Annotated in this window: 20 protein-coding genes; 4 read left to right on the top strand and 16 right to left on the bottom strand. The window is 45.5% G+C overall.

Annotation, left to right across the window (positions count from 1 at the left end; all coding sequences use genetic code 11):
- Positions 1-332: 332 nt before the first annotated feature.
- The gene (locus tag IM473_RS01455; protein WP_287659893.1) at positions 333-1,250 is read right to left on the bottom strand and encodes a glycosyltransferase family 2 protein; all 918 of its coding nucleotides are present in this window, start codon (positions 1,248-1,250) and stop codon (positions 333-335) included.
- 260 nt (positions 1,251-1,510) lie between these two features.
- Here IM473_RS01455 and trpA point away from each other — a divergent pair, with 260 nt between their 5' ends.
- Positions 1,511-2,305: a tryptophan synthase subunit alpha gene (trpA, locus tag IM473_RS01450; RefSeq protein ID WP_287659892.1), complete on the top strand. Its 795-nt coding sequence runs from the start codon at positions 1,511-1,513 to the stop codon at positions 2,303-2,305.
- 178 nt (positions 2,306-2,483) lie between these two features.
- On the opposite strand, the gene IM473_RS01445 is transcribed toward trpA, so the two are convergent.
- From IM473_RS01445 to IM473_RS01390, 12 genes are all read right to left on the bottom strand, one after another.
- Entirely contained in the window at positions 2,484-3,734 is a 1,251-nt protein-coding gene (locus IM473_RS01445) for a nif11-class peptide radical SAM maturase 3 (RefSeq protein WP_287659891.1), read from the bottom strand.
- Positions 3,735-3,739: 5 nt separating this feature from the next.
- Positions 3,740-3,952 carry a hypothetical protein gene (locus IM473_RS01440; protein WP_193956050.1) on the bottom strand — a complete coding sequence of 71 codons (213 nt, stop codon included), beginning with the start codon at positions 3,950-3,952 and terminating at the stop codon, positions 3,740-3,742.
- A 112-nt stretch (positions 3,953-4,064) separates the two neighbouring features.
- Positions 4,065-4,373: a Nif11-like leader peptide family natural product precursor gene (locus IM473_RS01435; RefSeq protein WP_287659890.1), complete on the bottom strand. Its 309-nt coding sequence runs from the start codon at positions 4,371-4,373 to the stop codon at positions 4,065-4,067.
- 258 nt (positions 4,374-4,631) lie between these two features.
- Positions 4,632-5,066, bottom strand: coding sequence for a nitrogen fixation protein (locus tag IM473_RS01430; RefSeq protein ID WP_287690327.1), 435 nt, complete (start codon positions 5,064-5,066; stop codon positions 4,632-4,634).
- A 331-nt stretch (positions 5,067-5,397) separates the two neighbouring features.
- The gene (locus tag IM473_RS01425) at positions 5,398-5,571 is read right to left on the bottom strand and encodes a hypothetical protein (protein WP_287659887.1); all 174 of its coding nucleotides are present in this window, start codon (positions 5,569-5,571) and stop codon (positions 5,398-5,400) included.
- Positions 5,572-5,792: 221 nt separating this feature from the next.
- Positions 5,793-5,972, bottom strand: a complete 180-nt coding sequence (locus tag IM473_RS01420) for a hypothetical protein (RefSeq protein WP_287659886.1) — start codon at positions 5,970-5,972, stop codon at positions 5,793-5,795.
- A gap of 552 nt (positions 5,973-6,524) precedes the next feature.
- The gene (locus IM473_RS01415) at positions 6,525-6,719 is read right to left on the bottom strand and encodes a hypothetical protein (protein WP_287659885.1); all 195 of its coding nucleotides are present in this window, start codon (positions 6,717-6,719) and stop codon (positions 6,525-6,527) included.
- A gap of 266 nt (positions 6,720-6,985) precedes the next feature.
- Positions 6,986-7,183 carry a type II toxin-antitoxin system MqsA family antitoxin gene (locus tag IM473_RS01410; RefSeq protein WP_287659884.1) on the bottom strand — a complete coding sequence of 66 codons (198 nt, stop codon included), beginning with the start codon at positions 7,181-7,183 and terminating at the stop codon, positions 6,986-6,988.
- A 57-nt stretch (positions 7,184-7,240) separates the two neighbouring features.
- On the bottom strand, positions 7,241-7,975 hold the full coding sequence (locus IM473_RS01405; RefSeq protein WP_287659883.1) for a foldase protein PrsA: 735 nt from the start codon (positions 7,973-7,975) through the stop codon (positions 7,241-7,243).
- A gap of 100 nt (positions 7,976-8,075) precedes the next feature.
- Entirely contained in the window at positions 8,076-9,530 is a 1,455-nt protein-coding gene (locus tag IM473_RS01400; protein WP_287659882.1) for a beta-barrel domain-containing protein, read from the bottom strand.
- 2 nt (positions 9,531-9,532) lie between these two features.
- Complete coding sequence (locus IM473_RS01395) at positions 9,533-12,151, bottom strand: ABC transporter transmembrane domain-containing protein (RefSeq protein WP_287659881.1); 2,619 nt, start codon at positions 12,149-12,151, stop codon at positions 9,533-9,535.
- 7 nt (positions 12,152-12,158) lie between these two features.
- On the bottom strand, positions 12,159-12,626 hold the full coding sequence (locus IM473_RS01390; RefSeq protein WP_287659880.1) for a helix-turn-helix domain-containing protein: 468 nt from the start codon (positions 12,624-12,626) through the stop codon (positions 12,159-12,161).
- A 556-nt stretch (positions 12,627-13,182) separates the two neighbouring features.
- Between IM473_RS01390 and IM473_RS01385 the strand changes: the two genes are divergently transcribed.
- Positions 13,183-13,782, top strand: a complete 600-nt coding sequence (locus tag IM473_RS01385; RefSeq protein WP_002752469.1) for a peroxiredoxin — start codon at positions 13,183-13,185, stop codon at positions 13,780-13,782.
- Positions 13,783-13,951: 169 nt separating this feature from the next.
- The gene (locus tag IM473_RS01380) at positions 13,952-15,211 is read left to right on the top strand and encodes an L-lactate MFS transporter (protein WP_287659879.1); all 1,260 of its coding nucleotides are present in this window, start codon (positions 13,952-13,954) and stop codon (positions 15,209-15,211) included.
- A 452-nt stretch (positions 15,212-15,663) separates the two neighbouring features.
- Here the strand turns inward: IM473_RS01380 and IM473_RS01375 are convergent, their stop codons facing one another.
- From IM473_RS01375 to IM473_RS01365, 3 genes are read right to left on the bottom strand one after another with little or no spacing between them, the layout of a single operon-like run.
- Positions 15,664-16,227 (bottom strand): GUN4 domain-containing protein, encoded by a 564-nt coding sequence (locus IM473_RS01375; protein ID WP_287659878.1) that lies wholly within the window; start codon positions 16,225-16,227, stop codon positions 15,664-15,666.
- Between the two features lie 53 nt (positions 16,228-16,280).
- A complete protein-coding gene (locus IM473_RS01370) occupies positions 16,281-17,411 on the bottom strand; it encodes a CO2 hydration protein (protein WP_287659877.1) in 1,131 nt (376 codons plus the stop codon).
- A 31-nt stretch (positions 17,412-17,442) separates the two neighbouring features.
- Positions 17,443-17,799, bottom strand: coding sequence for a DUF1823 family protein (locus IM473_RS01365; protein ID WP_287690325.1), 357 nt, complete (start codon positions 17,797-17,799; stop codon positions 17,443-17,445).
- Positions 17,800-17,967: 168 nt separating this feature from the next.
- Between IM473_RS01365 and IM473_RS01360 the strand changes: the two genes are divergently transcribed.
- Entirely contained in the window at positions 17,968-18,861 is an 894-nt protein-coding gene (locus tag IM473_RS01360; RefSeq protein WP_287659875.1) for a DMT family transporter, read from the top strand.
- The last annotated feature ends 273 nt before the right edge of the window (positions 18,862-19,134 follow it).

The raw sequence follows: 19,134 nt of genomic DNA, 5'->3' as shown, positions 1-19,134 counted from the left end.
CAGATTCCCCCTTATCCCTCTTCTGTCAGAGGGGTAGATTTAGAATAGAGATAAAGGCTCCGAAAGCGATAGGTGGTATATGGTTAAGCCACCCGTTCCCTAGAGTGACAGAAGAGGGATAAAATCCCAATACGCAGTTTAAATACAGTACAGCTTGAGATGAATTATGAATTATGAATTATGAAGTGGGGAGAAGGGGAGAAGGGGAGAAGGGGAGAAGGGGAGAAGGAGTTTGAGCATTTGTACTAAAAATCCCAATATACGGATCGGGATTGCTTTTTATCTCTAGGTTGTTGTTAGGTGATTGCTGACTGATTAATAATGGTTGAATGTTAATCGGCTTTTCCTTTTAAGGAGACGAAATCGGGACTATGAGAATTACTATTGTCACCATTTTGCGGGGGATGAAAACGATTTCTCACTTCGGGGGGAGTGGGTAAACCCTGTTTCATTTCCGCCACTTTTAAGAGGATCAAATACTCATAAAAAGCTTGCAAAGTACACCAGGCAAAACCAGCTTTACCATCGAGAATTCCCGCCAAGATAAAATACATATAAAACCAACGAAGCAGCGGACGAAAAGGCAATCGTAGAGATAAATCTTTTAAAGCTCTCCGTCTATCTACTTCGGTTTCACCAAAAAATAAATTTTTCCAACTAACATCACCGTTAGCCAACTGATGTAGGGTTTCTGCTGCTTCATCGGTAGAGTAACGATTATGTTTTTCAATCCAACGACTTAAACCTTTACTACAGGTATAGTGGGGATAGGTTTCTTGTAAAAAAGAGGTTTTTCCTCGACATTCTTCTCTTTCCGTGTGACCATAATCGCTAAACCAGACTTGATCTTTTCTAAATAGACGCATTTGATAACGGGGATACTGGGTGCTGCGACGGATCCAAGTTCCCATAAACATAACTCTTTCGGCCACATAAAAACCGGTAAATTCTGTCTGTTGAGTGGCCAGCAGACATTCTGCGTAGAGTTGGGGTGTCATCCGTTCATCTGCTTCGAGAATATAAATCCAATCGTATTTAGTCTCAATATTTTCTAGCATCCAAGTTCTTTGTTTACCATGACTCTCGAATTGATGCTGAACCACGCGCACTGGATAACGAGAAGCGATCTCTACAGTGCGATCGCTACTGTAGGAGTCAACCACAATCACATCATCGGATAGAAGTGCCGATTCTACACAGGCGGCAATATCAATTTCTTCGTTATGGGTGAGAATGTAAATGGAAAACATAGATATATGGTGTTTGATTATACGAAACCCGATCGAGCATTAGTCCTATTTTGTACCAGAAAAAGCGGAATGAAAACCAGTTTATAGAAGAGATTTTCTCAAAACTATCAGACTGCGCTCATTTTACCCTTGATCGCTATTTTGTCAATATTTCTTAAGTATTACTTGAAAAATTCTTTACCTAAGCTTGTGGCGACCGGCGGTGAGCTATTCCCCACCATGAGATAATAGACGGTGCTTTATGTCTTCAGTAATTTTCGATGACTGCTGTTTCCGAGTGTTTTCGTTCTCTCCGTTCCCAGGGGAATTGTGCCTTAATTCCCTTTATCACTGCTGGTGATCCCGATTTATCTACCACTGCCCAAGCTTTACGCATTTTAGACCGGGCAGGGGCCGATCTGATCGAGTTGGGGGTTCCCTATTCCGATCCTCTTGCGGATGGTCCGGTTATTCAAGCGGCGGCCACCCGCGCTTTAAATCGGGGTGTCAAGTTGGAAGATGTGCTAGAAATCGTCAAAAATGCCCAGGGAGAGGTGAAAGCTCCCATTATTCTCTTTACTTACTATAATCCCATCTATCATCGCGGGATAGATGTCTTTTTAGACCAAATAAAAGCAGCCGGGGTGAGTGGTTTGGTGGTTCCCGATTTACCCCTAGAGGAAGCGGAAAGTCTGCTGCAACCGGCTGCCGCTAAGGGAATTGAGGTGATTTTATTGGTAGCGCCGACCAGTCCCCCGGAACGAATACAAGCGATCGCACTGCAATCTCAAGGTTTTATTTATTTGGTTAGTGTCACGGGAGTGACGGGAATGCGGAAGCAAGTGGCCACCAGAGTGGAGGAATTGCTCGATTCTATCCGTTCTGTCACCGATAAACCCGTGGGGGTAGGATTTGGCATTTCTGACCCGACACAGGCACTACAGGTGAAAAACTGGGGGGCTGACGCAGTAATTGTCGGCAGTGCCATGGTTAAACGTCTAGCCGATAATTCCCCCAGCGATGGGTTAAAATCCCTCGAAGAATTCTGTCGTAGTTTAAAACAGGCGATTCAGTGAGGGATAAGGAGTTAGTGGATGCGGATTAGAGCGAGCGTTCATGTCTTCTCGTTCTGAATTCGTTCAATTTCATCTAGCGCTTTTTTCGCCCGGAATACAGCCCGGAGATAGGCGATCTGGCTCTCCCACGCCGATCGGGGTAGAATGGGGGGGATAGGGTTCGGGTTCTCGTTCATGGTTAGATTGTGGGGGTGAGTACGGGGGTTTTGTTTTGCCAGCTTTCTGGCCATTGGATCGCGTCGGCACTGAAGGCGAGGGGATCATTGGCTAGGGGAGAATAGAAGGGTTCTTCTACCAGCGCGAATTGGCCGTTATCGAAGGGAATTCCCGCTGCAGGGCGATCGAGGTAGAATCTCTCTCGGATTCCCTTCTCCGCTTGTTTTAATGCTCGGTGGTGACAGTAGGGATTGTTCCCCCGGCGATCGAAGAAAACATGAGCCGTCCAACTACAACCACCGCGGCAGAGTTCGGCGAATTCACAGGTTTTACAAAATCCCCAGAGATGATCGGTTCCCTTCGGGGTTCCCGCACCGAGGTTGAAGCGCAGTTCTTCGGCCTCTTCGATAATCTGGCGCAGGGAGCGATCGCGGATATTGCCCCCGGTATAGGCTGCGGTGGGAAGGGAGGGACAGCCTTTGATCGCTCCGTCGGCCTCGATACCCAGTGCCGCCAGTCCGGCACTACAGCCCTGCCAGAATGTCCACGCGTCCCCTCCCCGCAATAAACGTTCGTAGGGGCCGTAATAGCCGATATTGTTGCCTGGTTGTACGTCTACCCCCTCGCGTCGCGCTTGCTCGGTGACACGGGCGACCATCGGGTATAGTTCTAGGAGTTCGTAGGGTTGCAGGAGAATCTCCGAGTTATCGGCGGCGTTCCCCATCGGGACGGTTAACTGGATCTGCCAGGCAAATACGCCCGCATCGCGGATTTTTTCGTAGATTCGGGGGAATTCGGGGGCAGAAAGACGATTTATCTGGGTATTGCAACCGAAGGGGATACCGGCTTGTTTAAGGTGGCCCATGGTGCGGAAAGCCCATTGCCACGAACCGGCTTTCCCCCGCAGGCGATCGTGGGTAGTTTCTAATCCGTCCACGGAGACGGATACGACTTTGATCCCCGCGTCTTTCATCTTTTGGGCGGTGTCGAGGGTGATGCCGTAGCCGCCGGTAGTGACACCGCAGATCATGCCTGCGTCGGTAATCGCCCGGGCGATATCGAGCCAGTCGGGACGGAGGAAGGCTTCTCCCCCGATCAGGGTAACTTCTTTGATGCCCACTTCGGCCAGTTGACGGACGAGATCGAGGGCTTCTTCAGTGCTGAGTTCGTGGCTACGGGTGTGGCCGGCGCGGGAACCGCAATGTTGACAGGCGAGGTTACATTTTAGGGTAATTTCCCAGACGGCGTAACTGATGCGACGGTATTCGGTCATTGGAATTATTCTATGTTTATGTTTAGGAACCAATCACGCAGATAAGGAGAGCCGTATATTTGGTGTTTGTTCAGCCATCCCCCGACGATCGCTTTTAAGTCTTCTTCGGTTAAGTCTTTGAGTTCGTCATCGTTAGCGATTTCGTCCAAAACCTTTAAACGAAAATCGGGATCGGTTGCTAGTTTTTCGGTAAAGTTCGGGGTGCGATCAAAAGACATAATTAGCTCCTTACAAGTTTAATACTCGATAAAATTTATGAGTCGGTTGGAATTAGAAATCCACGAAAGGATCTGCCGGTAATCCGTAGATCGGTCGAACGATTCTGTCGTCCTATAGAAGTAGATCGCGCGTCGGTGGCCCACCATACAACATTATGGGGGGCCACCGAAAACTGCCGATAAATCCACCGGCGACCGCCGCTAGATCTTCCTCGCTTAAATCTTTAATTTCTTCGTCGGGGCGATCGGACTCTAGAAGTCGTGCGGTGTATTCCTCGAATTCCTGTGGTGTGAAATCGAACCCCGCAGCTTTGACGATCTCGCTACATTCTTCTTTGCTATTCACCGATTGGATTCGGGAACGGAAGGATTGATCGGAAGCAACTTTTTGATAAAAAGCGTGAACTTGTTCGAGAGCCATAAGTTAACTCCTGTTAGAATTTGATAAAAGACAACAAGCGTCAAGATAAATTCGCATTCGGGCTGTAGATAATTCCGAGAGTGATGGGAGGCCAATTTATTATTCCCAGTCTTGTTGGTGAGGATAATATACCGCCTTGAATGTTTCGAGTCTCGAGCGCGCGATTGATCGCAGTTTCGAGAGATTCTTGAAAAGAGTTCACCTGTAAATCGGAAATATGAATTTTAGCCATGGTAATTAGACTCCTATTTAATAGGGTTAAGATTCGGGTTCGGCAACCTTCACGAAAGTTTCAGAAGGGTTATAGTTGTCAGTGACAACCTGCGGACAGCGCAGACAAGCGGCTTTTCCTTCCTGTAACCACCAGCGACAGTTTTGCCGGATTCGACAGGGGGGAAGGGTATCGGTTACTTCTGCGAGTCCCCGTGCCACCCGGTGCGCGAGGCGACAATCTTTCCCATCGAAATGAACGCATTCTTTTTCCGCGCAGGACGCGGCGAAGCGGAAGACTTCGGTGGGGGTGACGGGTTGAGCGAGTGCGAGAATTTCTGGGGTGACAGGTTGTATTTCTGGAAGATAGGCGACGCGGGGTTCCTCGACGGTTCCCGCCGCAATCCCGAAAATCACGCTATCTGGGGAATTTTCTCGCGCGCTAGGACAGAGTGTAGATTTCTGCATGAAATTAGCTTCCATTTTTACTGTATATCCGCTCTCATTCCAACTGTCATTCCACGCGTCATATATAGACTACCGCCACTTATACGACGAGTATCGAGCGCTCGTTCGACCGCTACTTTAATCAGGCTTATCCTCGATTCTTCGAGATAAATAAGCGAAGACTCACGGTCATCAGACTGTAGATTAACGATAGAAATTTTAGCCATTGGTATTCTCCTAAGTAGGTGGGTGGAATTAAATATAAGATGAACGTAGGTTGGGTTGAGAAACGAAGCCCAACACCCGCATGGGTTACGCTACCGCTAACCCATTCTACAAATAATTGTGCCTCCCTACTTATTACAGCCTAATTCAAAAAGTATCCGAATTTAATGAATCCAATAATACCCTTGCCGCCACCTATACGACGAGTATCGAGCGCGCGTTCAACTGCTGTTTTAATTAGTTCCGTTTCCCCAAGAGGGAGGCGGGAAAATTTAGACTCGTTAGCGTTTAGATTAGCAATGGAAATTTTAGCCATTAAGATTCTCCTGTAATAGATAGCGTCAATATTTTGAAACCTTGAGGTATCTGCTCTCCCGACTTTGGGGTTAAAAGTGTATGACCAGATAGAATTTGGCGACATGGCGAGCACTGAAAGCCTTGTGGCAAAAAGGACAAGCAGGTTTTATCACCCTATACTCAGAAGAGCCGAGGTATCAGAGGAGAATTTCAACAAATATTATCTCCTCTAATAATTTTTCAAGTAGGCAATTTAATTGTAACCTTTACGTCTACACCAAAAATTTCAAACTCTATCGTTATCGTTATATCTCCACCGACTATATTTTTTACCTGATCTTCCGTTAGATCGTTGATTTGATCTCTTAAGGCCAAAGAATCTATTACAGGACTCAGATCATTTACTTGCAGTTTAGACATTAGAGTTTTTCTCCTTATGAGCGCAAAAAAGTAGTTAACTGGAGACTAGGCTTGTATCACCTGTCTGCTTTAAGATTAAACGCTATCCAAATAGATTGCAACCCCTCGCAAAGGTTTTTTTGGAACATAAAAAAGCTAATTAAGTTTAATTGGGGGAAAAGAAATTAACTGAAAAACGAATTATTCTTCCAGCAGACTTTATACTAAACCCTTGTATTGACCCATGATACGAAATCCGTTGAGTATAGGCTACATATCAGGACAGGCAAAAGGCAACCCCCCCTTGCCCCCCCGACGTCGGGGGGGTTGGGGGAAGAAATAATCAGTCTTTAATAACTGGATTTAGTATGATACGTCAAACATAAATAAGTTATTTATGTTCAAAATTCCTAAAAAACCTAAAGTCATACCAGTGACTTTAGTAAAACAATCCGTAGGTTGGGTTAAACGAAGTGCAACCCAACACACCAACACATAACATGAAGAATAATAGGGGGATGATGTTGGGTTTCCGTTGTCAACCCCACCTACCAGATCGGCGATCGCACTAGGCTAAAGTGGACGAACACTTCCGTACGGTTGTTTATCTTGATGCTTACTACGATTACCACCAAAGATAGCTTTAATATCCTCTTCAGTCAGGGATTTTAGTTCTTCATCGTTGGCGATTTCTTTTAAAATCAGAGAATAGTCACCAAGATTATTCTCTAAGTTAGAACTTTTACACTTCTCTTGTTCACAAGACATTACGAGACTCCTATTTTGCCAAAAATACAAAAATAGATTATAGCAAAGACACGGAGCCATATTTGGGTTTTATAGATGCTCTCGCTAAAAACCCTCCTAGAATCGAAGCCAGTTCACGCTCGTTTAAATCTTGAACTTGATTTTTTAAGCATTCTGATTCTAAAAGTTGACAAGTAAAGTAAAATAATCCGTAGGTTGGGTTAAACCAAGTGCAACCCAACACATAACATGAAGAATAATAGGGGGATGATGTTGGGTTTCCGTTGTCAACCCCACCTACCAGATCGGCGATCGGCCTTCTGTAAAACCTCTGCCGTAACCGACTCGCTTAGATAATACTCCCCGTAATTGTGACAGATATCCGCAGGGACTTGTTTTAAAATCACGATACAATTATCCCTCTCTAAAGTAACGGTAACAAAACTCGATCGAGTCGTACCATATTTACAGATCACACATTCCATAGTTCTTATCTTCCCTTGCTACGTTTGCGGGGTGAGTATTACCCACCCCGTCCACAATTAATTACTGAACTCGTATTTTATCTCTTGAATCTTCTCTTTCATCCAGCCGTTAAACAACTCGACACGGATTTGCAAAGCCAACTCCTCGGTTAATTTTGGCTTAAGGATTTCCTCAACGAAAATCAGGTGAAAACCTCGATCGCCTTGCAGCGGTTTCAACAATCGAGAAGAGTCCGATGCGAAAATTGCGGCCGAAAGATTCGGTCGTAAATCCTTACGGTAAACAGTACCGCGATAACCTCCCTTGCGTCGTAATTCCACATCCTCGATATAGCGGTGCGCTACTTCCTGAAAGCTGATTTCCTCCTCCTGAATCGATTCATACAACTCCTCCGCCATCGCCTGATCTGCTAACACCACCTCGTAGATCACCGCGCCGGTATAATCTAGCTGGTGTTCCACAAAATAGGATTCAATTTTGTCTGCGAAAAGATGTTCGGTTAATTTACCCGATAGTAAACTGAATTGAACTATCGCCTCGAAATCGTCTAGGGATAAGCCCTGTTTTTGCAACCAATTCCATGTATCTTTGGCGTTATGTAATCCTTTGGCGAGACGGAATTGATCGGCCGCCTGTTGTAACTCGGCAGTCGTGTTTTTAATCCCCGCTGCCGTCGCGGTTTCGGTGATGATTTTCCGAGCGATAATTCCCTCGGCCATTTCGGGAAGTTTACCCGATAGCTTAAGCTGTTCGATAAGGTCTTGATTGGTGATGGTGATACTATGGGACATAATGACTCCTGAAACAGTTATGGGAAATTAATTTCCTACTTGAGATAGGCAAGAGGGTTAGGGAGGGGTGTAAGTAATTTGGCTTCGATACCTAAAAAAACTACAGTTTTAACCCGTCTTTTTGCAGATCCTTAAAGGGATCGAGGATGTAATCGATCACCCGACGCTGACGAACGATCGCTTCTGCGGTAGCCGTATCTCCCGGATTGAGGGGAATACATTGATTTCCCTTTTGAATACAGGAGCGATCGAGTTGAATTTCTAGCTCGAAAACGTTAATTTTTCCGTTTGGCGTTTCCTTTTCGATCGCCGTCGGTGATTTCTTGGTGATCTTGCCGCCGATAATGCCGTAATCCTGAAAAGGATAGGCATCGAACTTGACTTTTATCGGCATACCGGCGCGGAGAAATTGACTTTGATCTGTGGGCATTTCTGCCTTGAGAATAAACCGCGATCCCTTCGGTGCTATCTCCGCGATCCGCGTTCCTGACTGCACCACCGCACCTGCGCGTTTAATCGGTAATGAAAAGATCGTACCGTCGGTATTCGCCTTTAAAACCCTCTGACTTAGTTGGATTTGGAGCGCTTGCCGTTGGCTCTCGCTTTGGGCGATTTCCGATGCCAGTGTTGCGATCTCCGTTTCTAGATTTTTAATCTGCTCCTGTATCCTTAAGAGTGCCAACTCGTTGGAATGGCGGAGACTTTGATAACCCCGCTGCCGCTCCTGTAATTGCAGACGCGCTTGGGCGATATCCGCGCTCGTTTGTTGACTCGTCTGACGGTAGGTGCTTTCTAATTCCGCTAGTTTGTGTTGATTTTCTTTTACCTCCGCTTTTCCCCGCTCGTAGAGTTGTTGGCGCTCCTTGGCATTGTCCTCGCGCTCGATGAATTGCACCTCCGATATCGCGCCATCCTCCCACGCTTTTCGGTAGCGCTCGACTTCTTTTAAAGCCGTTTGATAACGACTTTTGAGAATCGGATAATCGGTTTGACTTTGTGCGAGGGCGGTTTTCGCTTGATTTACTCGCGCTTGTTGTTCTTCTAGGGATATTTTCGCTTTCTTGATTAATGCGTCCACATTCTCCCGCGCTTGCTCGATCGAGGCTTCTTTTTCCGCTGCTGCCGCGCGATTTTGTTGGCTTTGGGTGGTTAAAGAAATCTCTAACTGACTTTTGACAAGTTTCTGTTGGGAAAGACGACTTTTTTGTCCTTCTATTTTCTCCTCGATTTGTTGTATTTCCTTGCCGATTAAAGAGGAATCTAGGGTTAAAATTGGTTGTCCTGCTTTCACCTCTTGGCCTTCACGGACATAGATTTTTTCCACTTCTCCTGCGGTGATTGCGTCGAGTTTGACTGTTTCCCCTTGGGGTTCCAGTTTTCCTGGGCCGACACCGGTTTCATCGACTTTTGAGAATATCGCCCAGGGGAGAATGATCGAGACGAAAATAATCAGAAAATAGAGTAAACCCCGCGTCCAGGGTAGGGGTAAAGTATCGATCAATTCCTTGGTCTGGAAAGACCAGTTATCACGCTCTCTGTCTAGATTGGTTGTCATAGTTATTCACTCAATTGATTAGAGTTCAAATTACGGTAAATACCGGGACGGGACATTAATTCTTTGTGGGTTCCTTGATCGACTAATATCCCTCGATCGAGGACGAGAATCATATCTGCGTTCCGTACTGTAGAAAGACGGTGAGCAATAATCACCATTGTGCGATTCTGCCGAATTTTCTGGAGATTATTTTGTATGATCTGCTCTGATTCTGTATCGAGGTGGGAAGTGGCTTCATCGAGGATTAAAAGCCGCGGTTCTCCCATCAACGATCGAGCGATGGCGATCCGTTGTCTCTGTCCCCCGGAAAGTAGTCCCCCACCCTCGCCGATTTGAGTTTCATAACCCATTGGAAGCGATTGGATAAAGTCATGAATTCCCGCTAATTTCGCCGCCTCGACCACATTTTCTAGGGGGCGATCAGGATGTCCTAAACTGATATTTTCCCGAATCGTAGAACCGAACAAAAATGTATCTTGATCGACGACTCCCACCTGTTGCCGTAGGGAACTGAGGGCGATCGTATTCAGATCGTAACCGTCGATCGAGACTTTACCGTCGGTGGGAGGATAGAGGCCGATCAGTAATTTCGAGATCGTGGTTTTTCCCGAACCGCTCCGACCGACGATGGCGACAGTTTGACCGGGTAAAATCTCAAAACTCAGGTTTTCTAAAACATTGCGATCGCTGTCAGTATGGTAGCGAAAGGTGACATTTTCAAAGCGAATATGTCCCTGTAATTCTGGGAGAAACTGACGGGAAAGTTCCTCTAAATTCTCCTCCGGCTTTGCGTCTAGTACATCGTTAATGCGCTCGACGGCGATATTGACTTCTTGAAATTGCGTCCAGAGAACGGTTAAGCGTTGAAAAGGCGCGATGATCTGGGCAAAAAGCATATTAAAGGCGATCAATTGTCCGATCGATAATTGATTTTGAATCACTAGATAGGCACCGAAACAGAGTAACCCTGTCGTCGCTAAAGATTCGATCAGATTACTGAATATCTGGAGATTATTGCCGATGATCTGCCCGGAGAAATTTTTCTTGACCTCCACCGAGAAAAGGTCTTCCCAGTGCCAACGGGTCGATCGCTCTGTGGCGGTAGATTTGACGGTACGAATACCGGTTAAAATCTCGATCAGGTAACTGCTTTCTTTAGCGATCGCCTGAAAAATATCCCGGGATATTCGCTGCAGAAAAGGGGTAGAAATTAACGCCAGCAGAAGGAACGGTGGCACGATCGCTAAACTGATGAGGGCTAATTGCCAGCTATAGCGGAACATCACCGCCACATACACGAAAACTGTTAATAAGTCAAGTAAAATGGAGAGAGCTTCCCCAGAGAGAAAACGCTGAATCTTGCGATTTTCCCCGACGCGCGAGATAATATCCCCCACATAGCGGGACTCGAAATAACCGAGGGGAAGGCTGAGGGTATGGCGGATAAAACCGGTGATTAATGCCGTATCGATGCGATTAGCGGTGTGATCGAGGAGATAGGCGCGTAAACCGGTAATTGCTACCCTAAAAACCCCGAAAATTAGCGCACCGATCCCCATCGCCCAAAGGGTAGTTAAGGACCCCTGCACGATCACCCGATCGAGGATTAACTGGGTGAAAATCGGCGTAATTAAGCCGAATATCTGGATAAAAAGCGAGGCGACGAAAATTTCCAGCAGCACGAACCAATGGGGTTCCAGTAAGCGATAAAACTGCCAGAGAGAGGTTTTATCCTCTTTCGTGTCCCGAAATTTCTGGTTCGGTTGCAGCAGCAGGGTGAATCCCGTCCATTTACTGGCGAATTCGGCACGACTTAGGGTTAATTGCCCGATCGCTGGATCGCCAATAATCACCTGTTTGGGGGTAATTTTCCAGATCACAACGAAGTGTTTGCCTTCCCAGTGAGCGATCGCCGGTAGGGGCTGTTTCCCTAATCCCTCTAGAGTCGCTTTTACCGGACGGGTGGAGAGGCCGATATTTTCCGCCGCGGTGATCAGTCCCTTCAGGGATGCCCCGTCGCGGTTGACGTTGGCCATTTCCCGCAAACGGTTGACGCTGATTCTTTTGCCCCAATAACGGGCGATCATGACTAAACCGGCCGCCCCGCAATCGGAGGCGGACTGTTGCTCGAAGAAGGGATAACGGCGGAGGGATTGCCCGATCCAGTGACCTAACCGCTGCGCCGGAGAGGGGAAATAGGCTCGATCGCTTTTTTTGTCCGTTTCTTCTGTCTTCGTCCCAAGAAGTTGGTCAATTTCCCGCGCCCGTTGTAGTAATGTTTTTTTCAGGGCGGGGTGTTTTTTCAGGATCGGCTTCAGGGCGGACTCGGGGATAAGAAGTAGTTCCGCCTTCGCCGAGACTCGAACCGAGTAGGGAAGAAAACCCGATCGGGGAAAGAGGGAGAATTCCCCGAAAAATTCGCCGGTTTTGAGCGCAATCATCTCTTTTTGCTGGGAGTTCGCTATACGAACTTTGCCGCGAACCACTAGGTATAATCCGGGCTGTAGGGGCAGTGTACCTGCTTCGGGAGAGAGGGTGATCGCCGTTTTCTGGAGACTCCGCCACTGGGTTTCGGACAGGAATTCCGGCCACGGATTGACGAGGCTGTGAGTATCGAGCATAGTTGTTTTAAGCTTTGGCTGAAGGAGAAAGATCGACGATGCGGAGCGGCTGTAGCTGTTTGCGGAGGCGATTGATGTGGGTGGGGGTGAGTGCGACCCCGAATTCTTTCTCTAGATGCCGCGCTAACCAAACTCCCGACCATCGCTTAAAGGAATAGCCGAAATCCCGCGGGGATTTAGTAATCAGTTCCCTCAGGCGATCGAGGTAAGGTTGATCAACTTTTGAAGGGCGACCGCGGCGGTATTTCTGCCAGCGATCGATCTTGCCACTCTCGGCGATCAGTATCCATTTACTAGCGGTGGCGGCAGTACAATCGAGAAGCTTACGGATCTCGCCCTGGGATTTGCCCTCGTCAGCGAAAAGAATGATTTGAATCCGTTTGCGATCGATATCGGGGATATTTGGTTCTGTTAAGATTTCGAGAAGTTGCTGACGTTGGGGTGGGGATAGATATTTACCGGCGCTTGATGACATAGTCTTTGCAACTATAAGTAAAAGCAGACAGCAGCAGGTCGGAGCGTTGAGGCAAGAAAGTTGTACTAAGTTGTACAATGGGCTAAATTGCTTGTGCAACGATCTCTTTCGCTGTCCTTAAATTCTTATTTTGGCTGCGAAAGTAAACATTATGCAGTTTATCAAATCCGACATTCCGCACATCTTCATATACCTTTATATATTTTTACATTCCCCAGGATGTTTTGAGGAAAAATCTTCATTGTAGAAACTACTATTGAGAACATTTTCAATAATTGATTTTTCTGAGAAAAAAAATTACAATTCTTCACATTAATAAAAATCAATCATTGTAGCTATTGAATGTTAAGAAGTGCGAAAAGTGGGTAAATTGTTTTTCTCTCGACCGATCAAACCTCTCTAACACCTAACCCCCATCACCCCATCTCCCTATCTCCCCGCTGGCCACTGATAACTGATTGCCAACTACTCAAAATCGTTATGACTATGATATAGTTGTTAAGGAATGTAAAAATAGTTGCATTTTCCCAAAAACTAGATTAAGGAGATTAAAAGTATGACCGCCGAAGGTTGCTTAAGAGTCGGACAAGCGGCGCCGGATTTCACCGCGACCGCCGTTTTCGATCAAGAGTTCAAAACCATCAAATTGTCGGATTATCGGGGTAAATACGTCGTTTTATTCTTCTATCCCCTCGATTTTACCTTTGTTTGCCCCACGGAAATTACCGCTTTCAGCGATCGAGTTAGCGAATTTAGCAGTATCAACACCGAGATTTTAGGGGTGTCCGTCGATAGCGAATTTGCTCACCTAGCATGGATTCAAACCGAGAGAAAATCCGGTGGTGTGGGGGATGTGGCCTATCCTTTGGTGTCGGATCTGAAAAAAGAAATCAGCACCGCTTACAATGTTCTTGATCCTGATGCGGGGGTATCCCTGCGCGGTCTCTTTATCATCGATAAAGAAGGTGTTATCCAACACGCTACTATTAATAATCTTTCTTTCGGTCGCAGTGTCGATGAAACCCTCCGCACTCTGAAAGCGATTCAATACGTCCAATCCCACCCGGATGAAGTTTGTCCCGCCGGTTGGCAAGAAGGGGATGCTACCATGGTTCCCGACCCTGTGAAGTCAAAAGTTTACTTCGCGGCAGTTTAGTTAAAAATCCTCAGAAGTCCCTCAGCTATAGATGGGGGCAGACTTTTAAGGGGGGCGAAATAATTCGCCCCTCATTTTAATCGGAAAATTTTCTGGAAAATTGGCCCCATTAGCCATGACCTCATCTAGAATACTGGCCAGACAAGTCTAGAAAGAGTCACGGCGATCTATGACTACCAGTAATTATGATTCCGAGTTGACAGTTTTGGGATTACCCGCAGCCAAAGGTAGATGGTTATTAATACCTCTAGGAATGGGCGTTTTACTCTGTTTAGGGACGGTGTACTCTTGGAGTATCTTTAGAAAACCCCTAGAAACGGAATTAAATCTCAGTGCCACGGAAAGCTTACTACCCTACACTGTGGCCCTAGTGTTTTATGCCGCTTCTATGCCGATCGCTGGTTTTTATATCCCCCGGGTAGGCGCTCGTAGGATGACCGCTATCGGCGGAATTATCGTCGGTTTAGGCTATATTCTCGCTAGTTTTGCCGCTCAGATTCAGACAATTATTCTTACCTACGGAGTCATTGCCGGCACGGGAGTCGGCATCGCTTACGGTGTTCCCATGGCAGTGGTGGCACGCTGGTTTCCCGACAAAAAAGGTTTAGCGGTGGGTTTAACTATCATCGGATTTGGCCTTTCTCCCCTGATTACCGCACCTTTAGCCAATCGATTAATCAATGAATATAGCGTTAGACCAAGTTTAAGATTTTTGGGGATTATCTTTACAATAATTATTGTGATTATTGCGATCACAATGAAGTTACCCCCTCAAGACTGGCAACCTCCCGCAAATTTAGCTAATCGAAAATCCGACTTTCAGTCCAATTATCCAGTGAATATGCTGAAAAGTCGCTCATTTTATGGCTTATGGCTTTGCTATGCTATTGGTGCTTTAATTGGCTTGAGTGCCATCGGTATTTCTAGTCCTGTCGCTGAGGAAATTATCCAGATTGAGCCGGGGTTAGCCGCTAGTAGTGTTGCTCTCTTTGCTTTGTTTAATGGTATTAGTCGTCCTTTGTTCGGTTGGTTAAGCGATCGCTGGAAACCCCATTATCTAGCGATCGGGGCCTATACACTCATTTTGATCGGTTGTCTGTTGATGGTCAAGGCTGAAAAAGGGGCAGTTAGTAGCTATCTAGTGGCTTTTTGTCTATTTTGGTTCTGTTTAGGGGGATGGTTAGCCCTAGCTCCCGCTACCACTCTCCACTTCTTTAATCCTGACCACTACGCCCAAAATTACGGTATTGTTTTTACTGCCTATGGTGTTGGTGCTTTGATCGGAACTTTAGTAACCGGTAGAATTCGCGACTGGTTCGGTACTTACACTTACGCTTTTTATGCCATGGCTGTATTGGCAATACTGGGCATTTTTCTCGCTAGTGCCTTACTGAAAAGAGAGCGATCACATTTATCAAATCCTAGCTAAGGGAGTTAATCTTAGCCTAGAGTAGATACTGCTGGCATTTTATAGTTTAAAATAGTCGAAAGAGGTCACATTGGACGGTATAGGTCTTTTAATCGCTCTTTTTCGGGGTGATTGTCGATTTTGAATCAAATCTTGGTTTTCCTGGAGGAAAGAAATTAACTGATCATCAGGGATTTCTCGGAACTCGCCAGTGTTCAATAAAACAGTAGCCATGGTAAATCGGACTCCCGAATATTCGTCTCGATCGCTATCATAGCAGCCCTCTACTAACAGGGAGTTCCCTAGAGTCAAAGAAATCACCGCTCAGGGGGAGTGTTCCCCGATCTCAATAACTGTCAGCTAACCGCTCAAAAGGGTGATAAATGCTATACTGCTACAGCCACTTTTATCCCGGTGGGGGCAAATTGGGGGGATAATAAAGCCCGAAAATAGCCGATAACTCCTTTCATTGCCTATAAATCGCACTCTATCAGGCGAGTAAAACAAAAAGTCACCATTTTTAACCCGTAGGGAGACTTCCACCAGAGAGCGGGAAAACAGCCTTCAGGAGCTGCTAGACTAAAATCCCAGTGATCATAATCATCGATACGCCACTGATCTTTATCGCGCCATCCTACCAATTCCCCAAATTTTTTAATCGTTTCTGCATCTTGGGTACGCAGGGTGTTAATATCACCGCCGGCAGCAAAATATAACTTCACCTGATTGCTAAAACCGAAATGATTGCCGCTATAATTTTTCCAAAGGCGATCGAGTACCCGAATCACATTAACGGGAAACCGCATCATATCCTCTGGGGTTAAAGTATCGCGGGTTCTGCCGGCAGTTTCGAGGATAACTCGGAGGGTTTCTGCGTCTGCCTCCCTAAAGTTCCCCTCAGCTAGGAATTGCTGTAATTTACCATAGCGCTCGATGTCCGGTACTAACATCTGCCGCGCTTCGATGAGGGCAACCCGTTCGCTTAAAGATTGCAATTGAGCTAAAATATCCTGAAGTTGGGCGTTAATATCTGACATAAATGTAAGGGGGTTTGTTGACTGCAAAAATTACCGATTTATCGGCAGAATAATTATTGATTTACCGCTTCTAATCTTGACTTAACAAAGCGGTTCATCCATGCTTCTAGATAGATGCGATTGGCTTTTTGTTCTTTTAAATCTGTGGTAGTTAAAGGGTAAGGTGCTAATCCTTGAATGGCTGCCGTTGTTACACAAAACATCGACTTTTGAAAAGTTTCGCAGATCTGGACTAATAAATCTTCCTCTTGACGAAAACTTTTTTTATAAATGTCGTGCAGATAATCAGGTAAAAAGTGACGCATATCCTGCATTAATAGTGTGGGGGGAATCCCTGCACCTCCGATGGGTAAAGGATCCGCATACAAAGCACCATAGGCAAACATTCCTTGATCGTAGGGAATTTGATAGGCTTGGGCATTATAGGAAATTGTACCGGGGAAAGGTGTTCCGCGAAAGAAAACCGCCTCAACGTAGGGGATTGCTGTATCCGCAAGAAAGGTTAATCCTGCCGATTTGGGGATCAGATCATAGGTTTGTCCTTTGATTTTTACTTGATAGATAATTGGTTTACTAGCATTATCGACTAAATTTTTCTTAATGTGTGCCACCACTTCGGGAATACTGGTAATTTTTCCGGCATCGTAGAGATCGGATAAACTTAAAAAAGTATCGGCCATAATTCGCCAAAATTGACCTAAACCGCTATAGTAGGCCATCATTCGCATTTGTTCTGGCAAAAATTCAGGGAAGGCTTTATTTAAAATTAAAACTAGGGGATTATTCCTAAATTTGGCTTGAATAACCTTGGCTGTCACCTCCCGAAAAGCGGCACCATCTACATAACTATCTAAACCACCCCCACCATGCCAAAACATGGCTTTCATACAGTATTCAGCATACTCAAAATTAATGCGATTATGCCACCAGTGTTGTAGTAATTTCTGCCAAGATACTTGACCATTAAAATATTTAAAGAAGGGGAAAAAAACCAAAAACTGATTTTCCGCAATATAAATTAAATTTTTGGAATAAGCATCTAACACCACTCCGTAACTTTTCAGGATACCCACTACCTCGATCAAATTCTGGGGAGTATCTTTTAACAATGCTTCCCCAGCCGTGAGACGATCAATATAGGATGCTAGGGGATGAGAGGAGGACTTGACAGGGATAGTGACCATGCTAGAAGCTTGATAAAATAACTTTCCTGATCTATTTTAACGCATAAAAGCACAACCAATTGGCAGCGGTGGCACGGCGAGTCATGCGGGGATTGAATTCGCCAATTTTATAACCAGTAAACCCCAATTTATCTTTTAATAATTGTTTATTTTCTGGCAAGATCGATCGAGTTAATTTTACTGTTGGGGGACGATTGGCGATAAAATCCGGGGGTTCGGGATATTCACGGCACCAATCTTCCTCTACTTGACTATTATCCCATTTTCCTTGACTTTCATCGTAGCGATAACCTAAACTTTGCCAGAGCAATTTATTAACGGTTTCGTCGTCAATTTCGTCGTTAATAATCGCCCAAATTGTCTCTATATTTAATTCTGGTAGTTCCATAATCAAGTGAATGGGGTGTAGGGTGTAGGGTGTGGGGTGTGGGGTGTGGGGAGAATAAATAAAATAATCTCCTATTTCCTGACGACCGGCTACTGACGACCGGCTACTGCCTACGGTTAAAATAACTGGTGAATAACATCATTGATCATCGCGTAAGCGTAGCCTATTTTGCCTCCTTCTAACGCCAAAATTATTTTTATTTTAACTATCGGTGTGGTGTCGGTTTCTGCATCGGCAATTTTTATCCGGTTAGCGATCGAAGCGGTAGGTAATGCTACGATCGCATTTAGTTTATTTTTAGCGACTTCTCGTCTGATCTTGGCTTCTGTTGTCCTAATTCCGAACTGGTTGACCTTATCACGCCAAAAAGTCCCTATTCAAGCCTATTATTACGCAGTGGGGGCAGGATTTTGTTTAGCTCTCCATTTTGCTACTTGGATTACTTCTCTATCCTACACCTCGATCGCCGCTTCTACCACTTTAGTCACCACTAATCCCCTCTGGGTTTCCCTGTTGGGTTGGTGGTGGTTTCGAGAAAAACCGACTAAATTAACCTTTATCGGCATTTTTGTGGCTCTAACGGGGGGATTATTGATTGTTTTAGCCGATCGAGATGTCAGTAGTTCTTATCCTAACCCTTTATTGGGCAATAGCTTGGCTTTAATTGGGGCAATTCTCGTCAGTGGTTATATTCTCCTCGGACGGGAAGCACAAAGAAAGGGCTTAAATATTAAGAATTATATAACTGTAGCCTACACTACCGCAGGATTAGCTTTATTACCTTCCGTTTTTTTATTCGGTCAAGGTTACGAAAGCTATCCCCTATCCGTGTATGTTTATGTGTTAATGATGGCGATTTTTCCGCAATTAATCGGTCATACTAGCTTTAACTGGGCTTTGCGATGGGTAGCACCGACAATAATAACCATGGTAATTTTATTAGAGCCAATCGCCGCTAGTCTGTTAGGAGTGTTCATTTTTGGTGAAATCCCCCCCCAAGAAGTCATTTATGGCGGATTAATTCTGTTAATTGGCGTAGGCATTGCTATTTTAGGCGGATAAGCTCTTAGTGTATCTAAATTACTGGTTAAGTGTAATCTCGATCGCCGCTTGTGATCACAGACAAAAGCTAGATTAGTGTACAATGCTAACTGCATGAGAGTTTAAGTAGGTAGGTCTTAAAAACTTGCGGATGCCCCCCTTATCAAGCTATCCCTTATAGGGATCTTTCTTAACAATTTTTGCAGTAAGCACTCCAACCCTTATCCTGACTTGATTTCAGTTTTTTCTTTGTCAGTAAGGGTGTCAACAAGGAATATTACAAATTGTTAACCG

Origin of the sequence: Microcystis sp. M015S2 (assembly GCF_020245945.1) — a bacterium.
Lineage (GTDB): Bacteria > Cyanobacteriota > Cyanobacteriia > Cyanobacteriales > Microcystaceae > Microcystis.
The sequence above is the reverse complement of the archived record's forward strand: the minus strand, read 5'-3'. Positions and strand labels throughout refer to the sequence as shown.

Bases quoted from the DNA above. Each gene is read 5' to 3' on its own strand.
- IM473_RS01405 (WP_287659883.1), bottom strand. From the start codon at position 7,975: ATGTCCCATAGTATCACCATCACCAATCAAGACCTTATCGAACAGCTT.
- IM473_RS01375 (WP_287659878.1), bottom strand. From the start codon at position 16,227: ATGTCAGATATTAACGCCCAACTTCAGGATATTTTAGCTCAATTGCAA.
- trpA (WP_287659892.1), top strand. From the start codon at position 1,511: ATGACTGCTGTTTCCGAGTGTTTTCGTTCTCTCCGTTCCCAGGGGAAT.
- IM473_RS01445 (WP_287659891.1), bottom strand. From the start codon at position 3,734: ATGACCGAATACCGTCGCATCAGTTACGCCGTCTGGGAAATTACCCTA.
- IM473_RS01385 (WP_002752469.1), top strand. From the start codon at position 13,183: ATGACCGCCGAAGGTTGCTTAAGAGTCGGACAAGCGGCGCCGGATTTC.
- IM473_RS01440 (WP_193956050.1), bottom strand. From the start codon at position 3,952: ATGTCTTTTGATCGCACCCCGAACTTTACCGAAAAACTAGCAACCGAT.
- IM473_RS01370 (WP_287659877.1), bottom strand. From the start codon at position 17,411: ATGGTCACTATCCCTGTCAAGTCCTCCTCTCATCCCCTAGCATCCTAT.
- IM473_RS01400 (WP_287659882.1), bottom strand. From the start codon at position 9,530: ATGACAACCAATCTAGACAGAGAGCGTGATAACTGGTCTTTCCAGACC.
- IM473_RS01435 (WP_287659890.1), bottom strand. From the start codon at position 4,373: ATGGCTCTCGAACAAGTTCACGCTTTTTATCAAAAAGTTGCTTCCGAT.
- IM473_RS01390 (WP_287659880.1), bottom strand. From the start codon at position 12,626: ATGTCATCAAGCGCCGGTAAATATCTATCCCCACCCCAACGTCAGCAA.
- IM473_RS01395 (WP_287659881.1), bottom strand. From the start codon at position 12,151: ATGCTCGATACTCACAGCCTCGTCAATCCGTGGCCGGAATTCCTGTCC.
- IM473_RS01420 (WP_287659886.1), bottom strand. From the start codon at position 5,972: ATGTCTAAACTGCAAGTAAATGATCTGAGTCCTGTAATAGATTCTTTG.
- IM473_RS01415 (WP_287659885.1), bottom strand. From the start codon at position 6,719: ATGTCTTGTGAACAAGAGAAGTGTAAAAGTTCTAACTTAGAGAATAAT.
- IM473_RS01365 (WP_287690325.1), bottom strand. From the start codon at position 17,799: ATGGAACTACCAGAATTAAATATAGAGACAATTTGGGCGATTATTAAC.
- IM473_RS01430 (WP_287690327.1), bottom strand. From the start codon at position 5,066: ATGGAAGCTAATTTCATGCAGAAATCTACACTCTGTCCTAGCGCGCGA.
- IM473_RS01410 (WP_287659884.1), bottom strand. From the start codon at position 7,183: ATGGAATGTGTGATCTGTAAATATGGTACGACTCGATCGAGTTTTGTT.
- IM473_RS01455 (WP_287659893.1), bottom strand. From the start codon at position 1,250: ATGTTTTCCATTTACATTCTCACCCATAACGAAGAAATTGATATTGCC.
- IM473_RS01380 (WP_287659879.1), top strand. From the start codon at position 13,952: ATGACTACCAGTAATTATGATTCCGAGTTGACAGTTTTGGGATTACCC.
- IM473_RS01425 (WP_287659887.1), bottom strand. From the start codon at position 5,571: ATGGCTAAAATTTCCATTGCTAATCTAAACGCTAACGAGTCTAAATTT.